The 17,798-nt window shown below is 65.0% G+C and carries 19 protein-coding genes and 1 tRNA gene; 9 read left to right on the top strand and 11 right to left on the bottom strand.

The window, feature by feature from the left end; genetic code table 11:
- The 7 genes from J7J55_05465 to J7J55_05435 form a co-directional block, all read left to right on the top strand.
- On the top strand, positions 1-227 hold a 227-nt coding region (locus J7J55_05465; protein ID MCD6142147.1), incomplete at its 5' end, for a M48 family metallopeptidase.
- Between the two features lie 60 nt (positions 228-287).
- Positions 288-497, top strand: coding sequence for a hypothetical protein (locus J7J55_05460; GenBank protein ID MCD6142146.1), 210 nt, complete (start codon positions 288-290; stop codon positions 495-497).
- Positions 498-506: 9 nt separating this feature from the next.
- Positions 507-1,070, top strand: a complete 564-nt coding sequence (gene cysC / locus J7J55_05455; GenBank protein MCD6142145.1) for an adenylyl-sulfate kinase — start codon at positions 507-509, stop codon at positions 1,068-1,070.
- Positions 1,067-2,185 carry a sulfate adenylyltransferase gene (gene sat / locus J7J55_05450; protein ID MCD6142144.1) on the top strand — a complete coding sequence of 373 codons (1,119 nt, stop codon included), beginning with the start codon at positions 1,067-1,069 and terminating at the stop codon, positions 2,183-2,185. The genes cysC and sat overlap by 4 nt, the downstream gene beginning before the upstream one ends.
- Positions 2,178-3,524, top strand: coding sequence for an alkaline phosphatase family protein (locus tag J7J55_05445; GenBank protein ID MCD6142143.1), 1,347 nt, complete (start codon positions 2,178-2,180; stop codon positions 3,522-3,524). Before sat ends, J7J55_05445 begins: the two co-directional genes overlap by 8 nt.
- Entirely contained in the window at positions 3,521-3,730 is a 210-nt protein-coding gene (locus tag J7J55_05440) for a hypothetical protein (protein MCD6142142.1), read from the top strand. The genes J7J55_05445 and J7J55_05440 overlap by 4 nt, the downstream gene beginning before the upstream one ends.
- A gap of 41 nt (positions 3,731-3,771) precedes the next feature.
- Positions 3,772-3,860: transfer RNA gene (locus tag J7J55_05435), tRNA-Leu, on the top strand.
- On the opposite strand, the gene J7J55_05430 is transcribed toward J7J55_05435, so the two are convergent.
- From J7J55_05430 to J7J55_05400, 7 genes are all read right to left on the bottom strand, one after another.
- Positions 3,839-4,837, bottom strand: coding sequence for a phospho-N-acetylmuramoyl-pentapeptide-transferase (locus tag J7J55_05430; GenBank protein ID MCD6142141.1), 999 nt, complete (start codon positions 4,835-4,837; stop codon positions 3,839-3,841). The two genes, J7J55_05435 and J7J55_05430, sit on opposite strands and share 22 nt — an antisense overlap.
- The gene (locus tag J7J55_05425) at positions 4,834-6,165 is read right to left on the bottom strand and encodes a hypothetical protein (GenBank protein MCD6142140.1); all 1,332 of its coding nucleotides are present in this window, start codon (positions 6,163-6,165) and stop codon (positions 4,834-4,836) included. The genes J7J55_05430 and J7J55_05425 overlap by 4 nt, the downstream gene beginning before the upstream one ends.
- Before the next feature lie 84 nt (positions 6,166-6,249).
- Positions 6,250-8,529 (bottom strand): PKD domain-containing protein, encoded by a 2,280-nt coding sequence (locus J7J55_05420; protein ID MCD6142139.1) that lies wholly within the window; start codon positions 8,527-8,529, stop codon positions 6,250-6,252.
- A complete protein-coding gene (locus J7J55_05415) occupies positions 8,466-8,945 on the bottom strand; it encodes a DUF4384 domain-containing protein (protein MCD6142138.1) in 480 nt (159 codons plus the stop codon). Before J7J55_05415 ends, J7J55_05420 begins: the two co-directional genes overlap by 64 nt.
- 16 nt (positions 8,946-8,961) lie before the next feature.
- On the bottom strand, positions 8,962-9,678 hold the full coding sequence (locus tag J7J55_05410; protein MCD6142137.1) for a hypothetical protein: 717 nt from the start codon (positions 9,676-9,678) through the stop codon (positions 8,962-8,964).
- Entirely contained in the window at positions 9,675-10,262 is a 588-nt protein-coding gene (locus J7J55_05405; protein ID MCD6142136.1) for an isoamylase early set domain-containing protein, read from the bottom strand. The genes J7J55_05410 and J7J55_05405 overlap by 4 nt, the downstream gene beginning before the upstream one ends.
- The gene (locus J7J55_05400) at positions 10,246-10,779 is read right to left on the bottom strand and encodes a sigma-70 family RNA polymerase sigma factor (protein MCD6142135.1); all 534 of its coding nucleotides are present in this window, start codon (positions 10,777-10,779) and stop codon (positions 10,246-10,248) included. The genes J7J55_05405 and J7J55_05400 overlap by 17 nt, the downstream gene beginning before the upstream one ends.
- 227 nt (positions 10,780-11,006) lie before the next feature.
- Between J7J55_05400 and J7J55_05395 the strand changes: the two genes are divergently transcribed.
- Positions 11,007-12,329 carry a PD40 domain-containing protein gene (locus J7J55_05395; protein MCD6142134.1) on the top strand — a complete coding sequence of 441 codons (1,323 nt, stop codon included), beginning with the start codon at positions 11,007-11,009 and terminating at the stop codon, positions 12,327-12,329.
- A gap of 37 nt (positions 12,330-12,366) precedes the next feature.
- Here J7J55_05395 and lnt read toward each other — a convergent pair whose 3' ends face one another.
- A complete protein-coding gene (gene lnt, locus J7J55_05390; GenBank protein MCD6142133.1) occupies positions 12,367-13,815 on the bottom strand; it encodes an apolipoprotein N-acyltransferase in 1,449 nt (482 codons plus the stop codon).
- A gap of 51 nt (positions 13,816-13,866) precedes the next feature.
- On the opposite strand from lnt, the gene lgt reads away from it, so the two are divergent.
- Entirely contained in the window at positions 13,867-14,709 is an 843-nt protein-coding gene (lgt, locus tag J7J55_05385) for a prolipoprotein diacylglyceryl transferase (GenBank protein MCD6142132.1), read from the top strand.
- On the opposite strand, the gene lptB is transcribed toward lgt, so the two are convergent.
- Genes lptB through J7J55_05370 form a run of 3 tightly spaced genes read right to left on the bottom strand, consistent with a single transcriptional unit; the run spans position 14,657 to position 17,722 of the window.
- Positions 14,657-15,370, bottom strand: a complete 714-nt coding sequence (gene lptB, locus J7J55_05380) for an LPS export ABC transporter ATP-binding protein (GenBank protein ID MCD6142131.1) — start codon at positions 15,368-15,370, stop codon at positions 14,657-14,659. The two genes, lgt and lptB, sit on opposite strands and share 53 nt — an antisense overlap.
- Entirely contained in the window at positions 15,360-16,148 is a 789-nt protein-coding gene (lptC, locus tag J7J55_05375; protein MCD6142130.1) for an LPS export ABC transporter periplasmic protein LptC, read from the bottom strand. Before lptC ends, lptB begins: the two co-directional genes overlap by 11 nt.
- Positions 16,112-17,722, bottom strand: a complete 1,611-nt coding sequence (locus tag J7J55_05370) for a CTP synthase (GenBank protein MCD6142129.1) — start codon at positions 17,720-17,722, stop codon at positions 16,112-16,114. Before J7J55_05370 ends, lptC begins: the two co-directional genes overlap by 37 nt.
- Positions 17,723-17,798: the final 76 nt, after the last annotated feature.

Below are 17,798 nucleotides of genomic sequence, written 5' to 3'. Positions count from 1 at the left end.
CAAGCTGCTCCTCCCGGGGAAGGCTGACCTTCGACACAGGACTTCTCCGTCAACCGGCGGGGGTCCGCGCTGAGGTGATCGTGCACGAGCTTCTGCACCTGAAGATTCCTCATCACGGGAGACTCTTCTCCGCGCTCCTCCGTGCCTACCTAACCGAAAACGGTGTGCTCGTGGGACTCCTCGATTCGAACCAGGACCCTCCTCGCGACCAATTCCCGCCGATGTGATGCGCTTTTTAAACACGTGCGGTTGCTTCTGTAATACGATTGGGCTATAAATAGAGTACGATGGCCGAACGAGTGACGCTTAAGATCCCGCGGCCGCTGTATGAGCAGCTGCAGCAGGTGATCGAAGGAACCGGGTTCCGCTCGGTGAACGAGTTCGTGGTGTACGTGCTGCGCGACCTTGTCGCCGCCAAGGGGGAACGGCCCACGGGCCTCACTCCAGAGGAGATCGAGCTCGTGCGCACCCGGCTCCGTAACCTGGGCTACCTGTAACACGAAAGGATGGGAATGCGAGAAGGGTTTGTGGTTTGGTTCACCGGGCTATCAGGGTCGGGGAAGACGACCCTTGCCATGGCACTGGAGCGGGCCCTGCGGGAGCGGGGGATTCGGTTCGTACAGCGGTTGGACGGGGATGTGGTCCGCCAGGACCTGACGCGCGACCTCGGCTTCTCCAAGGAGGACCGGGACGAGAACATTCGTCGCGTCACGTTCGTCGCTGAGCTGTTGAGCAAGAACGGGGTGGCGACGACATGTGCGTTCATCTCCCCGTACCGGGAAGCGCGGGCCGAGGCGCGGAGGCGCTGCCACAACTTCATCGAGGTGTATGTGGAATGCCCGCTTGAGACCCTGATCTCCCGCGACCCGAAGGGGTTGTACAAGAAAGCCCTTGCCGGGGAGATCACCGGGTTCACCGGGATCGACGACCCGTACGAACCGCCGGAGGACGCGGAGATTGTCGTACACACGGACAAGGAGACGGTCGAAGAATCGCTCGGGAAGATCCTGAGCTACCTCGAGGACCGCGGCCTGATCCCGGCCCGCGTCCCGGCGCGGGAGGCGAAATGATTCCTCCTCACGGCGGCACCCTCGTGAATCGCATCCTGGCCGACTCCGACCGCCCCCGGGTTGAGGGGCTCCCCGTGCTCACGTTATCCCGATTCCATCTCTCCGAGCTCGACAACATCGCCTCCGGCCTGTACAGCCCGCTCTCCGGGTTCATGGACAACGAGGCGTACGAATCCGTCCTCGAGAATTGGCGCCTCCCCGACGGGACGATCTGGCCGATCCCGATCGTCCTCCCGGTTGACACTCCCCCCTCCGGTGATCGGGTTGCGCTTGCAAGCCAGGACGGAACGGTGTACGGGACCATGCGCGTGAGCGCTGTCTACCACCGCGATCCCGCCCGGGAGGCGGCCCTCGTCTACGGGACGGATGACCCGAACCACCCCGGGGTGGCGCGGCTCTATTCCGAGCCAACGACCCTCATCGGGGGTGAGATCGAGCTCTTGCAGCGGGTCCCGACGGAATTTCCCACCCACCGCTTCGACCCGGCGGAGACGCGGCGCGTATTCGCGGAGAAGGGATGGAAGACGATCGTCGCCTTCCAGACGAGAAACCCGATCCACCGCGCGCATGAATACCTGCAGAAGTGCGCCCTGGAGATGGCCGACGGCCTGTTCATCAACCCGCTCGTCGGGGAGACGAAGCCCGGGGACGTCCCGGCCCGGGTGCGGATGGAGTGCTACAAAGCGATAATCGAAAACTACTTCCCTGAAGACCGAGTGTTCCTCGGGACGTTCCCCGCACCGATGCGCTACGCCGGTCCGCGCGAGGCGGTCTTCCACGCGATCTGCAGGCGCAACTACGGGTGCACCCACATCATCATCGGCCGCGATCACGCCGGGGTGGGGAACTACTACGGGACCTACGCCGCGCAGGAGGTCTTCGATCGCTTCGATCCGACCGAACTAGGGATCACGCCGCTTAAGTTCGAGCATGCGTTCTACTGCAAAAAATGTGGCCAGATGGCGACCTCCAAGACATGCCCGCACGGAAACGAGGATCACGTCTTCCTCTCCGGGACGAAGGTAAGGGAACTGCTGCAAGCGGGGAAGGACCTTCCGGCGGAGTTCACCCGGCCGGAGGTGGCCGAGATCCTGAAACGGGGATGGAATGAGTAGGCTTGCGCTGATCGGGCTCGACTGCGCCGACCCGGACCTATTGCGTGACCTCCTCCCCCAGCTGCCCACGCTCTCCGCCCTGGTGGAGGAAGGAAGCTTCGGGCGCTTGCGCTCGGTCGACCCGCCGATCACGATCCCGGCATGGATGAGCATGATGACCGGGGTCGACCCGGGAAAGTTCGGGGTGTACGGGTTCAGGAACCGCGCTGATTACTCCTACACCGGCCTTCGGATTGCCACATCGGCCGCGTTTCGCGCCGAGACCGTCTGGGACGTCCTCGGACGGCACGGGCTCAGGTCGATCCTCCTCGGGATCCCCGGGACCTACCCTCCCAAGCCGGTGCGCGGGCTTTTGGTATCCGGGTTTCTCGCCCCGGGGACCGATTCCGGGTATACCTACCCCGCGGCGCTGCGGGACGAGATCTCCCGTGCCGTCGGGGAGTACATCCTCGACGTGCGCGGGTTCCGCACCGACGACAAGCCGTGGCTGATCGAGGAGCTGCGCCGGATGACGGAGAGGCGGTTCGCGCTCGCCCGCCACCTCGTCACGCACCACGACTGGGACTTCTTCGGGATGGTCGAGATCGGGACCGACCGGATTCATCACGGCCTGTGGTCGCACTACGACAAGGCTCACCGGAAATACGATCCAACAAGCCCGTTCCACGACGCGATCCCCGCCTACTACCGCCTGATCGACTCCGAGATCGCACGGCTCCTCGACGCCATGCCGGCCGACACCCGGGTCCTCATTGTCTCCGACCATGGGGCGCAACGGATGGAGGGCGGGATCGGGATCAACGAGTGGTTGATCCAGGAGGGGTACTTAACGTTGCGGGATTACCCGGACAAGCCGACCCGAATGGGGGAGCTGATCGAGGCCGGGCTCGTCGACTGGTCGCGCACGGTGGCGTGGGGCGAGGGAGGGTACTACGGCCGGGTGTTCCTGAACGTCGCGGGGAGGGAACCGGAAGGGATCGTCCCGCCGGGGGATTACGACCGGGTGCGGGCCGAGCTTGCGGCCGCGATCGCCGCGATCCCGGATGAAGACGAAAAGCCGATCGGGACGCGCGTCCTGCGCCCGGAGGAGCTCTATTCCGAGGTGAACGGGATCCCGCCCGATCTCTTCGTTTACTTCGGGGATCTGCGCTGGCGGTCGATCGGGACGATCGGCTGGAACAGGATCCACTTCCACGAGAACGACACCGGCCCGGACGATGCCAACCACGCTCCGTACGGGATCCTGATCTCCCGCCCCGGGGATACAAAAACGGGTCGGTCCCTGCTTGAGATCAAGGGGATGATCCTCGAGCATTTCGGGCTGAAGGAGGAGGAATGACCGACAAACGCACGCTCGAGATCTCCGAGGATCTCGTCCAGGCGATCGAGGACCACCTCTCCGAGCTTTCGGCCGGATCCGTCTCCGAGTACGTCGAGGCGCTCCTGCGGACGGCCCTGACCGAGGCAGGCTACCTCGCCCCGTACTCCGCGGAAGAGGAGGCAGAGGTGGAGCGGCGCCTGCGCGACCTGGGTTATATCGACTAGTTGACAGGATTCCCGCGGGAAATTAAACTTTCCCGTGTCGAGCCGGAGTGGCGGAATTGGCAGACGCGCAGGATTCAGGATCCTGTGAGGATTACACCTCGTGTGGGTTCAAGTCCCACCTCCGGCACCAGTCAGGGCCGCGATCACCCCGAGGGCGGCGAACAGCCCGGCGACGATCCAGAGCCTGATCACGATCTTCTCCTCCGGCCACTCCGCATCCGGGAGCAAGAACTCGTAATCGATCCCCTCCGCATGCTCGAAGTGGTGGTGCAGCGGGCTGATCTTGAACACCCTCCTGCCGAAGAGCTTGAACGATGCCACCTGCAGGATGACCGACCCGGCCTCGAGGACCACCAGCCCGGCGAGGAGCGGGAGGAGGAACGAAGTCCCGGTGACGATCGCCGCCCCGGCGACCGCCCCCCCGAGCCCGAACGCGCCCACGTCCCCGAGAAACAGGCGCGCTGGGTGAGAGTTGACCCACAGGAAGCCGATGAGGATCGGAACGAGGGGGAAGAGGGCCGCCGCGCCGGGGGCGATGAGGAGGAACCCGGAAATGATCACCACCGTCGTCCCGGCGGCGAGGCCGTCGAGGCCGTCGGTCAGGTTCATCCCGTTCGTCGCGGAGAGGAAGACGAGCCAGTAGACGAGGAACGCGGCCCAGCTCGGGAGGATCACCTCCGCGCGGGAGAACGGGATGGCAAACGGGATCCTTCCGATCTCGGGGAACGCCAGGAACAGGGCCCCGGCCGCCAGGCTGAGGAGGACGATCTTCTGATAGGGCCTGAGCCCGAGCGATCGTCCCCGCCGCAGGGCGATCAGGTCGTCGATTCCCCCGACCGCCCCGGCGAGGAGCCCGGCCCCGAGCACGAATGCCCCGGGACCGGTCCGAAGCTCGGGTATTGCCCCGACCGCGATCCCCCACAGGGCGAGGACGACCGCCCCTCCCATCGTCGGGGTACCCGCCTTCTGCTCGTGCAACCGCGGTCCGTAGTCTCGGATCGCCTGGCCGAGGCGGGCCCGCCGCATCCACCCGGCGAACAGGGCGGAGCCGGCACCGCTCACGGGCACGAGGATCACGAACAGGACTGCGGCTGCGACCGGACTCACTCGCGGAACTCCCCCTCGCACTCGAGGATCCGCTTTCTGACCGTCGCGTTCCCCTCCTCATCCCGTGCCGCAAGCGCGGCGCGGACGAGCTTGTACAGGGAGTAGGCGGTGATCAAACAGAACCCCTGTGACTTGCAGCCGCGCAGGACCTCGGGGGTGAACTCGGTCTTCCGCCGCTTGGGATCGAGCCCGATTCCACCGCTCACTACGAGGATCCCCTTGTGCGGGCCGGTCCCGTCGGTGCGGGCCTGGTCGACCCGGGCGAGGAGTCGGCGGTAGGAGGGGAGACCGACCGGGCCGGAGTCCGCGGCCGCGGCGGCGACGATCGCGTCCCCCTCGGGACTGCGCACCACAAGCTCGTCCCCGGCCTCCTCGGCCTCGAACCCGAGGGCGCGAAACGCGTCCCGGACTGCGGGAAGGAACGAGAACCGTCCTTTTGTGTACAGAAGGCGCTTGTACCTGCTCGCTTCCTCGAGGCGGGTCCGCACCTCCTCCACCTTCGCCGCCAGCTTGTCCCGCCGCTCGATCAGGCTCCGCAGCTCGTCGGCGAGGGCGTCCTCCCCTGGGAGGGAATAGCCGGAGAGCCAGTCTGGGACCGGAACGAACGGGGGGCGGATGCTCATCTGGTCGACCGCCTCCACCAGGGCCGCGGCCTCGCGCTCCGGCGGGACCCCATCCAGGGGCGGGAGGAGGACGAGCCTTCCCTCGTCGAACGGGAGGGAGAGCCCGACCACGTCCCCGACCCGGTTGTGGGCGAGAACGGTCGCGAACCGCTCCAGCGGGGTCTCGAGGATGTCCTGGTAGACAGCGCGGTAGGAGATCCTTCCGGAGAACTCGCGCAGGTAATCGGCGAACGGGTCGTCGACCCCGGTTACGATCACGTCGCTCCCGCGGCGGGGGACGAACCGGGCGTTCGCCGGGAACGAGAGCTGGTGCTGGCGGTCGACGAGGGAGAGGGAGGGGAGGAAGCTGTAGCGATCGAGCCGCTCGAGCGGTCCGTCCGGGGTGACGAGCTCGAGCGGGTCGCCACGCGGGCGGAGGCGACAGACAAGGATTCCACCTCCCTTGTACAGGAGGTCAGCCGCCTCCGCCCGCCGCCGGGCGAAGGCGCGGGAGAGGACGCGCCCGAATCCGCGGTCCTGATCGAGATAGGTGCGTCTCACCCCGTCCCGCTCCGGCGGGACCGCGTAGGTCCACCGGGTCGGTATCTCATCAGGGTCGATGAACGCGGCGGTGAACGCGGAGATGGAATCGGCGGTGAAGAACTCCCCGGCCACCACCCGGGGATGGGGGAGCTTCCAGTCGAGGGCGAGGATCCTTCCGGTCATGGTGAGGCTATCTTACACCCGGCCCGACCGGAGGGGCAAATAAAAAGCGGGGCCGCGTATACGGCCCCGCCCTGACGATTCCGGTTAGATCCCTTCCAGGGTCTCGATGTCGGTTATGTAGATGACGAACCGGACCGTGCTCGTGTACTGAAGCGCCCGCCCGATCCGGAAGTTCACGCTCGGGACGAGCGGCCCGGAACTCCCCTGGGGGAGTCCGACGACGAACGGAGCGGTCGGCGGGTTAACCATCAGGTCCCGCAGGTGGATGAACCCGGGTGATTCATCCAGGGTACCGTTGCCGTCCACGTCCAGCTTCAGGCTCATGTAGATGCTCTTCGATCCGGAGACCTTGAACGTGTAGTCGACGCGCCCCTGCTGCAGGCTCCCGTCGAAGACGAGGGTCTTGCCGCTGTCGGACGGGGACGGGATGACCCCCATTGGGGCGACCCCGCCGCTCTCTGAGCGGTTGACGTTGGTGAACGATCCGTCGGTGCGGAGCTCGAGTCGGTAAGCGTGCGGGCTGGTCCAGCCGGTCCCGGCGTTAACCGTCACGTGCCAGGTGTCGGTACCCCATACGAAGATCCCAGGGGTTCCGTCCATCGCCGGTCCGGGTCCCGGGACCCCGCCACCGGCACCGACCATGATTCCCTGGGTGGTGGAGGCGGACAGCCCCTGATTGTCGATCACGGTGAGCCGCACCTGGTGCACCCCGGGGTTGTAGTAGCGGACGGAGATGATCTGCCCTGTCGTATCGTCGACCCCGTCGCCGTCGAGGTCCCAGCGATAGGCGGTGATCGATCCGTCCGGGTCGTAGGATGCCGCGGCATTCAGGGTGATCGCCTCACCCACATTCGGGGCAGGCGGGCTATAGTTGAACGCAGCGACCGGCGGCTGGTTCGTCGGCCCGACCTGCACGGTGTGGGAGACGGAGTTCGTCAGTCCACCGTCATCGGTCACGGTCAGGGTGACGGTGTACGTCCCCGGCGCCGTGAACTGGTGGTAGACGACCGGACCGGTGGTCGAGGTGTTCCCGTCGCCGAAGTTCCAGGAATAGGCCGTTATCGACCCATCCGGATCGGCGGAACTGGATGCATCGAATCGCACCCACGCCCCCACTCCGGGGTTGGTCGGGGAGTAGTTGAACGCCGCCGTCGGGGCCTGGTTCGGGGCGGTGACCTGCACCGTCTGCGTGATGGAGTTGGTCAACCCACCGTCGTCGGTGACGGTGAGGGTGACGGTGTACGTCCCCGGCGCCGTGAACTGGTGGTAGCGACTGACCCCGCTCGCGGTCGAACCGTCGCCGAAGTTCCAGGAGTAGGCGGTGATAGAGCCGTCAGGATCGAACGACGCCGATCCATCGAACTGCACCCACTGGCCGACCCCCGGATGCGTCGGGGAGAAGCTGAACGCGGCGACCGGCGGCTGGTTTGGACTACCGACCTGCACCGTCTGCGTGGTGGAGTTGGTCAACCCGCCGTTGTCGGTGACGGTGAGGGTGACGGTGTACGTCCCCGGTGCCGTGAACTGATGGTAGCGACTGACCCCGCTCGCGGTCGAACCATCGCCGAAGTTCCAGGAGTAGGCGGTGATCGTTCCGTCGGGGTCAAACGATGCTGAACCGTCGAACTGCACCCAGTCACCTGCCATCGGGTGCGCCGGGGAGAAGCTGAACGCGGCGACCGGCGGCTGGTTCGGGGCCCCGACCTGGACCGTCTGCGACGTAGAGTCGGTCAATCCGCCGTCGTCGGTGACGGTGAGGGTGACGGTGTATGTCCCCGCGGCCGCGAACGCGTGGTAGACGGAGCTCGCTCCGGACGGTCCGCTCGTCGTCCCGTCCCCGAAGTCCCAGCGATAGGAGACAACGCTTCCGTCAGCATCGGAAGAGCTGGACCCGTTGAACAGGACCTGCTGTCCGACCATCGGGTTTGCGGGGGAGAAGGTGAACGCCGCCGTCGGGGGCTGGTTCGCCGGGGCGCTCGGGGTGAGGTTCACGTTGATCGTGCGGGTGAACCCGGCGATCACGAACACCCCCTTCGCCCAATCGTTGTACCCGGCCTTGCGCACCAGGAGCTGGTGGTAGCCCTGCCGGACGTGCACCGTGCGCGGAGTGTACCCAACGTATACGCCATCGAGATAAACCAACGCGAAGCTCGGAGTCGAGTTGATGACGAGAGTCCCGTATGCAGGCGGGGTGCCGGAGACGATCTCGAAGCTGGTGAAGTTCCAGCTCCGCTCCTCCACCGGCACAATCCCGAGGACGTGCGCCTGTACCTGCTGCCGAAATTGATCGGGATCGCTTGTCATGAACGAGAACAGATCGATCGGGGTGGTGGTGGCGAGGATCTGAAGATACTCCGTCCCCAACGGCGGAGCGAGAACAGATCGATCGGGGTGGTGGTGGCGAGGATCTGAAGATACTCCGTCCCCAATGGCGGAGCGACCTTCCAATCGCCGGGAACGACGTGCTCCCCCGGTCCGACGTAGTTCTGATCACCGCCCGGGCGGGTGTTGGGGAACAGGGGATGCGCCGTCCCGTCCGGTTCGATGTCCCAGATGTACACGTACGCTTGCTTGTTCACCCGGTAGTGAATCGTGATCGGTTCTCCGACCGCGTACGCCCCCTTGTCGACCCAGATCTGCACCTGGAGAGCGTCGCTCTCCGGCGGGGTGGGGATTATCCCCTTCGGGGCGACCGGGGCGTTGCTGTCCCCGAACGCGACCAGCCCGAACAGGCTGATCAGCCCGAGGAGAACCAGTACCGTTAAACTTCGTTTATTCATTGTTTCCTCCTTTTTGTCATTTTAGTACCTTTAGAATGACGCTCGTCAAATCGCCGGCCGAGATCCTCGCCAACACGAGCGCCGCATCCTCAGGTAGGAACGGCGGCTCGCACAGTTGGGATAGAGTCTCAAGCCGGGCCTGAACATCCCCGTAAATCACGTGTCCGTCGAACGGGCTCCCGCCCGATTCGATGTAATCGCACAACACATCAGCAACCTCGGTCACAATTCGGTCGAATCTCCCAATCGGGAGATAGGTGGCGACCGCCTTTCCCTTCCCCGAGGCGGAGAATATCCCCTTGGAGTAGAGGAGATCCCGCACCGCCTCCAAGATCTCCTTGCGCTGGATGAGCCCCAAGATCCGCGACTGCCCCACTGACCCGTCCAGGATCACCGCAAGCGGAACCCGACGGGCGAGCCCCTCCTCCGCCTTGTCCACGAGCAGGTCGACCGGGAGATCGTCCTCCAACGCCTGCGCGATCACGAGGAGGATCCCCTCTTTCTCCTGTGGGTTCCCGGCTCCGGCCGCGAGCCGGTTCACCAGCGGGAGCATCCGGTCCGGAGAGAGCCTCCCGAGGGAAAATCCGATCTCAAACGCCTTTACGATCTCATCATGATGAACGAGGGGTATCCCGGAGAGGGCGCGATACACGGCGTCCGGCGCGGTGGCTGCAACCGCGGCCACGGATGCCAAGAGCGCAATCCCGAGTACGAGCGCGATCGCACGGGTCATGCTCCCTCCCCGGCCCGGCCCACGTAGCGCACGGAGTTGTATTGGCCGAAGCTACGCACGTAGTCGTCGGCGAGCGGGTCCTGTCCCCACCAGTGGCCATCGACCACGAACGCGTATTCGTACCTCCCTGGGGAGAGGTGGATCCGTGCCGTCCAGATCCCGTCCCCGTCCGGATCGGAGAGCGGAGTGGGGGACCAATTGTTGAAGTTCCCCACCACGGCGACGCTCTTGGCGTCCGGGGCCGGCATCACGAACAACACATCTTCATCGGTTGTTCCTGCAGCGGCGACCGCGGCGTGGCGTAAGCTCCCTCCCCCGGTCGGGAGTACCTTCTCGGCGAGGAACACCCCGAGGACGAGGAATACCACGGCCGTCGCACCGACCACCGCAAGTTGGGCGATCCGCGCTCCCCGCGTCGGGGCAAGGAGGCGCCGGAACAGGTCCCCGAGGCCGGCCCGAGGCAGACGGCCGGCGAGTTCGCTCCGTATCCGATCCTCCAACCCCTCGAGCAGGTATGCGTGCTGCACGACCTCCTGGTTCAGGGTATCCCGCAACAGCCTATCCAAGTCATCCTCTGGCTTCATTTTTCATCACCCCGCTGCGCTCCATCCGCTCCTTCAGCATCACCTTGGCGCGGTGGATCCGCGTCTTAACCGTCCCCTCCGGAATGGAGAGGACATCAGCTATCTCCTTGTACGAAAGTTCGTTGTAATACCTAAGTACGATCGGCTCCCGATATCCCGGAGGAAGGGAATCAAGGGCCGCCTTCACCCGCGCCTGCCGTGCCTCCCGCGCCACGATCGCGGCCGGGTCGGTCCCGCCCACCATCTGATCCGGAGGGGAGACGACCGGGTGGTAGCGCCGGTGCCGGAGGCGGTTGCGGCTCAGGTTGGACGCGATGGTGAACAGCCAGGTGGAGAACTTCTTGTCCAACCGGTAGCGCCGCAGGTTCTCGTAGGCGCGGATGAACGTGTCATGAGTCAAGTCCTCGGCATCGGCCCGGTTTCGCACGAACCCAAGGCACAGCCCGAAGACCGCGTCCTTGTACCGGAGGACGATCTCCCCCCATGCATCCACATCTCCAGCCAACGCTGCGCGCAATAGATCCACCTCGCTTGTATTGTGGTACACGCCGTCATTTTCCTCCTTGCTCCCAATATACACCAAATGCCCGTCTAAGTTTCGCCCCGACATCCGTCACCTCCGGCTGTGACGAACCCTCCACTCCTTCCGTCCCCCGGTCCCTGGGAGAAAGTCCGTCAATCGGAGTAGACTCTCACCGCCAGGTGATCATGCTGAAAAGCGCGCTTATGCGAAGGAGGTTTTAAATGCCTGCAACGGGAAGCAAGAAGAGAGGGAAATACCTGCTCATCGCGGTCATGGTGATCGCGGTACTCGCCGGGATCTCCGCCTGCCGCGGGTTCTTCGGCCAGGCCCCGATCGCCCTCCTCGTCATCCAACCGACGGATGACCACGAGGTGCCGGTGACGATCACGTTCGACATCTCACAATCCAACGATCCGGACGGGACGATCACAAGCTACGAGCTCGATTTCGGGGACGGTTCCCCCCACGCCACCGGGACGGACGTGACGACCGCGACCGCGATCACCCACGAATACACCGCGGCCGGGACGTACACCGTCACCCTGACGGTGACGGACAACGACGGGCGGATCGGGATGGCTACAGATGCGGTCATGATCGGTCCGGCGATGATCAACTTCGCCAGCAACCGCGACGGGGACTACGATATCTACCGGATGAAGGCGGACGGAAGCGACCAGGCCGTGGTCCTCAACACGGCTGACGACGAGCTGTTCCCCGATCTCCTCCGCGGGACGCGGGACAAGATCGCGTACGCCGCTGAGGACGGGACGACCTGGAACATCTGGAAGATGACGGTGGCGGGGCTGAGCAACACGAAGCTCACCACTCAAACCGCATCGCAGCAGATCGAGCCGAGCTGGTCGTACACCGGAGCGAAGATCGCGTATGCATCGAACGCCGCGCAGACCCCATCGGCGACCACGTGGGAGATCTGGACGATGAACGCCGACGGGACGGGACAGGCCAAGCTGACGACCCAGAGCCCGTCGTGGGCGATCGCCCCGGCCTACTCGCCGATCGATAACGACATCGTCTTCGTCTCCGATAAGAACGCAAGCGGTGGAAGCTCGATCTGGAAGTGGGATAGCGCGACCGCCACTGCAACCGAGCTCTACGACTCGACCGGGCGCGACGGCGATGTCTCCTCGGCCGGGTATCCGGCGACCCTGGGGACTGCACTCAACCTGCCGCCGAACGCCGGGGTCTCCAAGCCAGCCTGGTCCCCGGACGGGAGCAAGATCGCGTTCTCGACTGATCAGAGTGGGAACATCGACATCTACGTGATGGACTCCGATGGGACGAACGCCGAGACGCTGGAGGACTACGTCAACGGACTGCTCGCCAGCCCGGTGACCGCCGGCACGATCACCTCGAGTGATGATGAGTTCTGCCCGTACTGGCTCGAGGACGGCTCCGGGATGGCGTTCGTGCGGAAGGACGGGACAAACTCGTTCAACCTGTACTTCGTGTCGTTCGCCGACGGATCGGTGACCAAGCTGACGACGACCGGGGACAACCTGTCGCCCGCGTCACGCAGGTAAGCAGGCCCCTGCGGGGCGCCTCCTTCGCCCCGCAGGGTCATCTCCCGCGCTTCCATTTGTGAACGCGGAGGAGCCCGGAGACAAAGAGGACTAGACCGAAGCAGGCATAGAGCGGCCGTTCCCCCGCCACGGTGTAGGGGGAGCGGCCGCTTTCTCGCTCCGCGTTAACCGCGAACACCAGTTCATCCCGGGTGTGCTCCACGATCCGCCCGCGCGGGTCGATCGCCCCGGAGATCCCGCCGTTCGCCGCCTGGATCACCCAGCGGCGGTTCTCCACCGCGCGGAAGACCGCAAACGCGAAGTGATCCAGCAGCTCGGAGCTCCCGGAGAACCAGGCATCGTTCGTCACGGTGACGAGGAGGTCGGCCCCGTTCCGCACGAACCCTCGTGCCGGGGCGGGAAACGTCGATTCGAAGCAGATCGGGGTCCCGATTTTTCCGAGCGGGATGAACCCCTCCCCTGGGGTGAGATCAACCGGGAGGAAGGAGGCAGCGAGCCGCCCGAGCCCGATCCGCTCGAGGAACCGCCGACCAGGGATGTACTCCCCGAACGGGACCGGGTGAACCATGTCGTACACCCCTGAGACCTCCCCGTCCGGGGAGATCAAGGCAACGCTGTTGTAGATCCTCCCGGCCCGCAGATCCCCCGTTCCCAACAGGACCGAGCATCCTCCCTGTTTCGCCAGCGAAGAGAACCGTTCGAGCAGGGCCTCATCCTGCAGGATGTACCCGGGGAGGATCGACTCAGGGTAGACGATGATATTCGGGTGAAGCGCAGCCGCTTCCTGCCCAAGGGAGCCGTACTTCGAAGCGAGCAGAAGGAGGTTGCGGGCCTCGAGCTTCTCCTCCTGAGGGACGGTCGAGGCCACGACCGCCGCCTTGATCGGAGTCCCGGTGGGGGTGGGGAGGAGGAGCCCGGCGGCCATCAATCCGATCATCCCCGCTGCAGCGGCGAGATAGACCGCATTTCTCCGTTTCATTCCGAGGTAGACCGCCCCGTTCACGAACACGATCGCGGCGGTGATCCCCCATGGTCCGACGATGCTCGCCCCCTGGATAAGGGACGGGAACCGGTACAGTCCGAGATAGAGATCGGAGAAGCACGATCCGAGCGGGCCGTGCGCGCGCAGGATCTCGAGCCCGGTGAACAGGAGCGGTCCGAACGCGAGGAACGCCCAGGACTCCCCGAGCCGACGGCGGACGAATTCCGTTCCCCAACTGAACAGGCCGAAGTAGAGCGCGAGGTAGGCGACAAGGAGGATCATCCCTGGAACGGCGAGGGGACTGAATCGGGTGAGGGTGAGGCCCCAGCGCAGGTCGAGCCCGAAGAAGACAGCCCCGGCCAGGTATCCCCGCCAGAAGCTCCGCCTCCCTCCGAGCCCGAAGAACAACGGGACAAGGGCGACGAAAACCACGGGCCCGAACGGAAAGCCGGGCATGGAGAGGGCGAGGCCGATCCCGGCAACGCAGGCGAGTAGGGCTTCCATTTTGGGTTTCGCGATCATATACTACGCATGATAGCAGACGAGGGGGAGATCATGCATCCGATCCTGATCAAGCTCGGACCGCTCACGATTCGCTACTACGGGCTGATGTACGTGATCGCGATCAGCCTCGGGTTTTACCTCACGGCCCGGGAGGTGCGACGCAAGCGGCTCACCGTGGGGGAAGGCGAGAGCCGCCGTCCGGTTTCGATCGACGATCTCATCGATCTCCTCCTGTGGACGATCCCGATCGCGATCATCGGGGCGCGGATCTACTACGTCGCGTTCCAGTGGGGGTACTACTCCCGCCACCTCGGGGACATCGTGAAGATCTGGCAAGGCGGGCTTGCAATCCACGGCGGGGTGATCGCCGGGGCGGCGACGGTCTACGCCTTCTGCCGGATTAAGCGGATCAACTTCTGGGCGCTGACCGATTCCCTCGCCCCGGCCATGATCCTCGGCCAGGCGATCGGGAGGATCGGAAACCTGATGAACGGGGATGCCTACGGAACCCCGACCACCCTCCCGTGGGGAATCCACTTTCCGCCCGACTCCCCGGCCGGGATGGCCTACCCCGGCCAGGCGACCCACCCGTCGATGATCTACGAGATGATCCTGAACCTCATGATCTTCGCCTACCTGTGGCGGATCAGAAAGAAGGGGTACAAGGACGGGTTTTTGACTGCGATGTACTTCATCCTGTACTCGATCGCCCGGGGGATCGTCAGCTTCACCCGCGGGGACAGCCTGTGGCTCGGGCCGATTCGGGCGGCGCACGTGATAAGCGCGGTCCTCATCATCGGGTTCGGGGCGTTCATCCTTGCGCGGCGGTTGTACGAGCGAACTACGCCTGAAACCCCTCCCCGAGATAGAACCTCCGCGCCAGCGGATCGGTGACGATCTCATCCGGCGTTCCCGCGGTGATCACCTTACCCGAATAGATGAGATAGGTGTAGTCGGTGATCGACAGGGCATCCCGCACGTTGTGGTCGGTGATCACCAGTCCGATCCCCCGATCGCGCAGCTTGCCGATCTCCTGTTTCAGGTCAGCGACCGAGATCGGGTCGATCCCGGAAAACGGCTCGTCGAGGAGTATGTACCGCGGGGACAGGGCGAGGACCCGCGCGATCTCGAGCCGGCGCCGTTCTCCCGAGGAGAGGCTCCCTGCCCGCTGGCGGCGGAGCGGAGCGAGGTCGAACTCGGCGAGCAGCTCCTCCCGGACGCGTTCCCGCCCGCGCGTGGCAGTGACCTCCAGGACCAGATCGAGGTTCTCCTGAACGCTCGCCCGGGTGAACACCGACGGCTCCTGGGGAAGATACCCGATCCCGAGCCGCGCCCGCCGGTAGAACGGGAGCCGGGAGATCGCACGCCCGTCCAGGAACACGTCACCGGCATCGGCGGCGAGAAACCCGATGATCATGTGAAAGCTCGTCGTCTTCCCCGCCCCGTTCGGCCCGAGGAGTCCGATCACCTGCCCCGGCGCGACGGAGAGGGAGAGGGAATCGACGACTTTCCTCCCGGAGAAGCTCTTGCACAATCCCTTCGCCTCAAGCGCCATTCCCAATCCTCCCGAAGAAACCGAGCTTCAGCGACAGGTGCACCCCGCCGGAGGCGGTGACCCCCTCGTCGTCCACCCGGACCTCATCCGCCGCGAGCGTCCCGTTCTCGATCTTTCCCTTCACCCCTCCGGAGAGGAGGACCGTCCTGGAATCGTACCGCGCGGCCTTGCACCGGTAGGTCTCTCCGGGAGTGGTGATCTGCACATCCCCGGAGATGGTCATCCGCCCGGAATCGTATTCCGCAACGTCTCCGACGGCGCTTATCTTCTCGGGATCGCTCAGCTCGGCTCGCACCCCGCCGTCCAGGGAGAGCCTCCCGGCCTTCGGATCGTAGGAGAACCCTTCGGCCGCGATCCGCCCGGCGGAGGAGACGATCTCCACCTTACCCCCGGACAGGGCCCCGGTATCCCTGGTCCAGGCGATCTCATCGGTGATCAACCGGTCTTCCCCGTCCAGGAGCACCGTCACCCCGCCGGTGAACCTCGCCCGATCTCCGGCGAAGGAGAGGCCCGGGGCCGATACGGTGAGCCGGGGATCCCCGGCCTCGTAGAGGGTCAGGGTCACGTCTTTGAGCTCACCCTTATCCCGCTCCATCTTCCCCTCCTTCGCCTCCACCCGCCAGCTCGGGTTCCCGTCGGGATCGTACCCGAAGAGGACCACGCCGGTCATGGCGTCCTCGGCGGGCGGTGGGCCGGGGCGGGTTCTAAGGAGGAAGTATCCCCCCGCCGCAAGGCCCAGGATCAGGAAGACGAGGACGAATCCCTTCGCCTTAGACATGCCTCGACAAAGCCGGAGAAGAGCGGATGGGGAAAGAGAAAACGGGAGGTGAACTCGGGATGGAACTGCACCCCGACGTACCACGGATGATCCGGAAGCTCGATGATCTCGACCAGCCTTCCGTCGGGTGAGGTCCCGGAGACGACCATCCCTGCCGCCTCGAATGCCTCTCGATAGGCAGGGTTGAACTCGTAGCGGTGGCGATGGCGTTCCCGGATCCGATCGGCCCGATAGCAGTCATAGGCCCTCGTCCCATTTTTCAGGACGGTCTCGTACTCCCCGAGGCGCATCGTCCCTCCCTTGTCCCGCACATCGGCCTGATCAGGGAGAAGGTCGATGACCGGGTCCGGGGTGTGGGGATCGAACTCCGAGCTGTTCGCCTGCGGAAGGCCGAGGCGGTCGCGGGCGAACTCGATCACCGCACACTGGAGACCGAGACAGATCCCGAAGAACGGGATCTTGCGTTTTCTCACGTAGCTTATTGCCTCCACCTTCCCCTCGATCCCCCGGTCGCCGAACCCGCCCGGGACGAGGAGACCGTCGATCCCCTCCAGGTGCTTCTCCGGACCATCCCGCGCCACGGCCTCGGCCGGGATCCACAGCATCTCCACCCGGGCGTCGTTGGCGATCCCGGCGTGGATCAGAGCCTCGCGGATGCTGATGTAGGAATCCTCGAGCTCTACGTATTTTCCCACGATCCCGATTTGCACCTCCCGGGTTGGGTTCCGCAACCGCGCAAGGCGCTCCGTCCAGGCGGAGAGGTCCGGCTGGACGGCGGGAAGGCCGAGCCGGCAGGAGATACGGTCATCTAAGCCCTGGTCGTGAAGGACGAGCGGGGCGGCGTAGATCGAGTCGAGGTCCGGATCCTCGATCACGTTCTCCATCGGGACGTCGCAGAACCGCGCGATCTTCCGCCGTACCCCGTCCGGGAGCGGCCCGTCGGCACGGGCGACGATCGCGTCCGGCTGGATCCCGATCGCCCGCAGCTCCTTCACCGAGTGCTGCGTTGGCTTCGTCTTTAGCTCATCGGTGGAAGAGAGACGCGGGAGGAGGGTGAGGTGGACGAAAAACGTGTCCTCGCGCGGCAGGTCATCCCGGAGCTGACGCAGCGCCTCGAGGAACGGGAGGCTCTCGATGTCACCCACCGTCCCCCCGATCTCGACCACCCCGATCTCCGCACCCTCCACCGCCCTCAGGATCAGCCCCTTGATCTCGTCGGTGATGTGGGGGATGACCTGGACCGTCTTCCCGAGGAACTCCCCAGCCCGCTCCTTGCGGATCACGTTCCAGTACACCTGACCGGTGGTCATGTAATTGACCGCGGTCAGCTCCTCCCCGAGGAACCGCTCGTAGCGGCCGATGTCGAGGTCGGTCTCCATTCCATCGCGAGTGACGAACACCTCCCCATGCTCGTATGGGTTCATCGTGCCCGCATCCAGATTGAGGTAGGGGTCGATCTTCTGTAGGCTGACCTTGTACCCACTCAGCTTGAACAGAAGCCCGATCGAGGCGGTGATAACCCCTTTTCCCAGCCCGGAGAGAACCCCCCCGGTGACGAAGATCAATTTGCGCACGCTTCCTCCCGGGGTGAGAATACAGGCCGAGAAGGGTACTTGCAAGGCGGTAATGGAAGTTGCCACGGAGTTTGCC

Source organism: Candidatus Bipolaricaulota bacterium, assembly GCA_021159055.1.
GTDB lineage: Bacteria > Bipolaricaulota > Bipolaricaulia > UBA7950 > UBA9294 > S016-54.
This window is presented reverse-complemented; position numbering and strand designations above follow the sequence as displayed.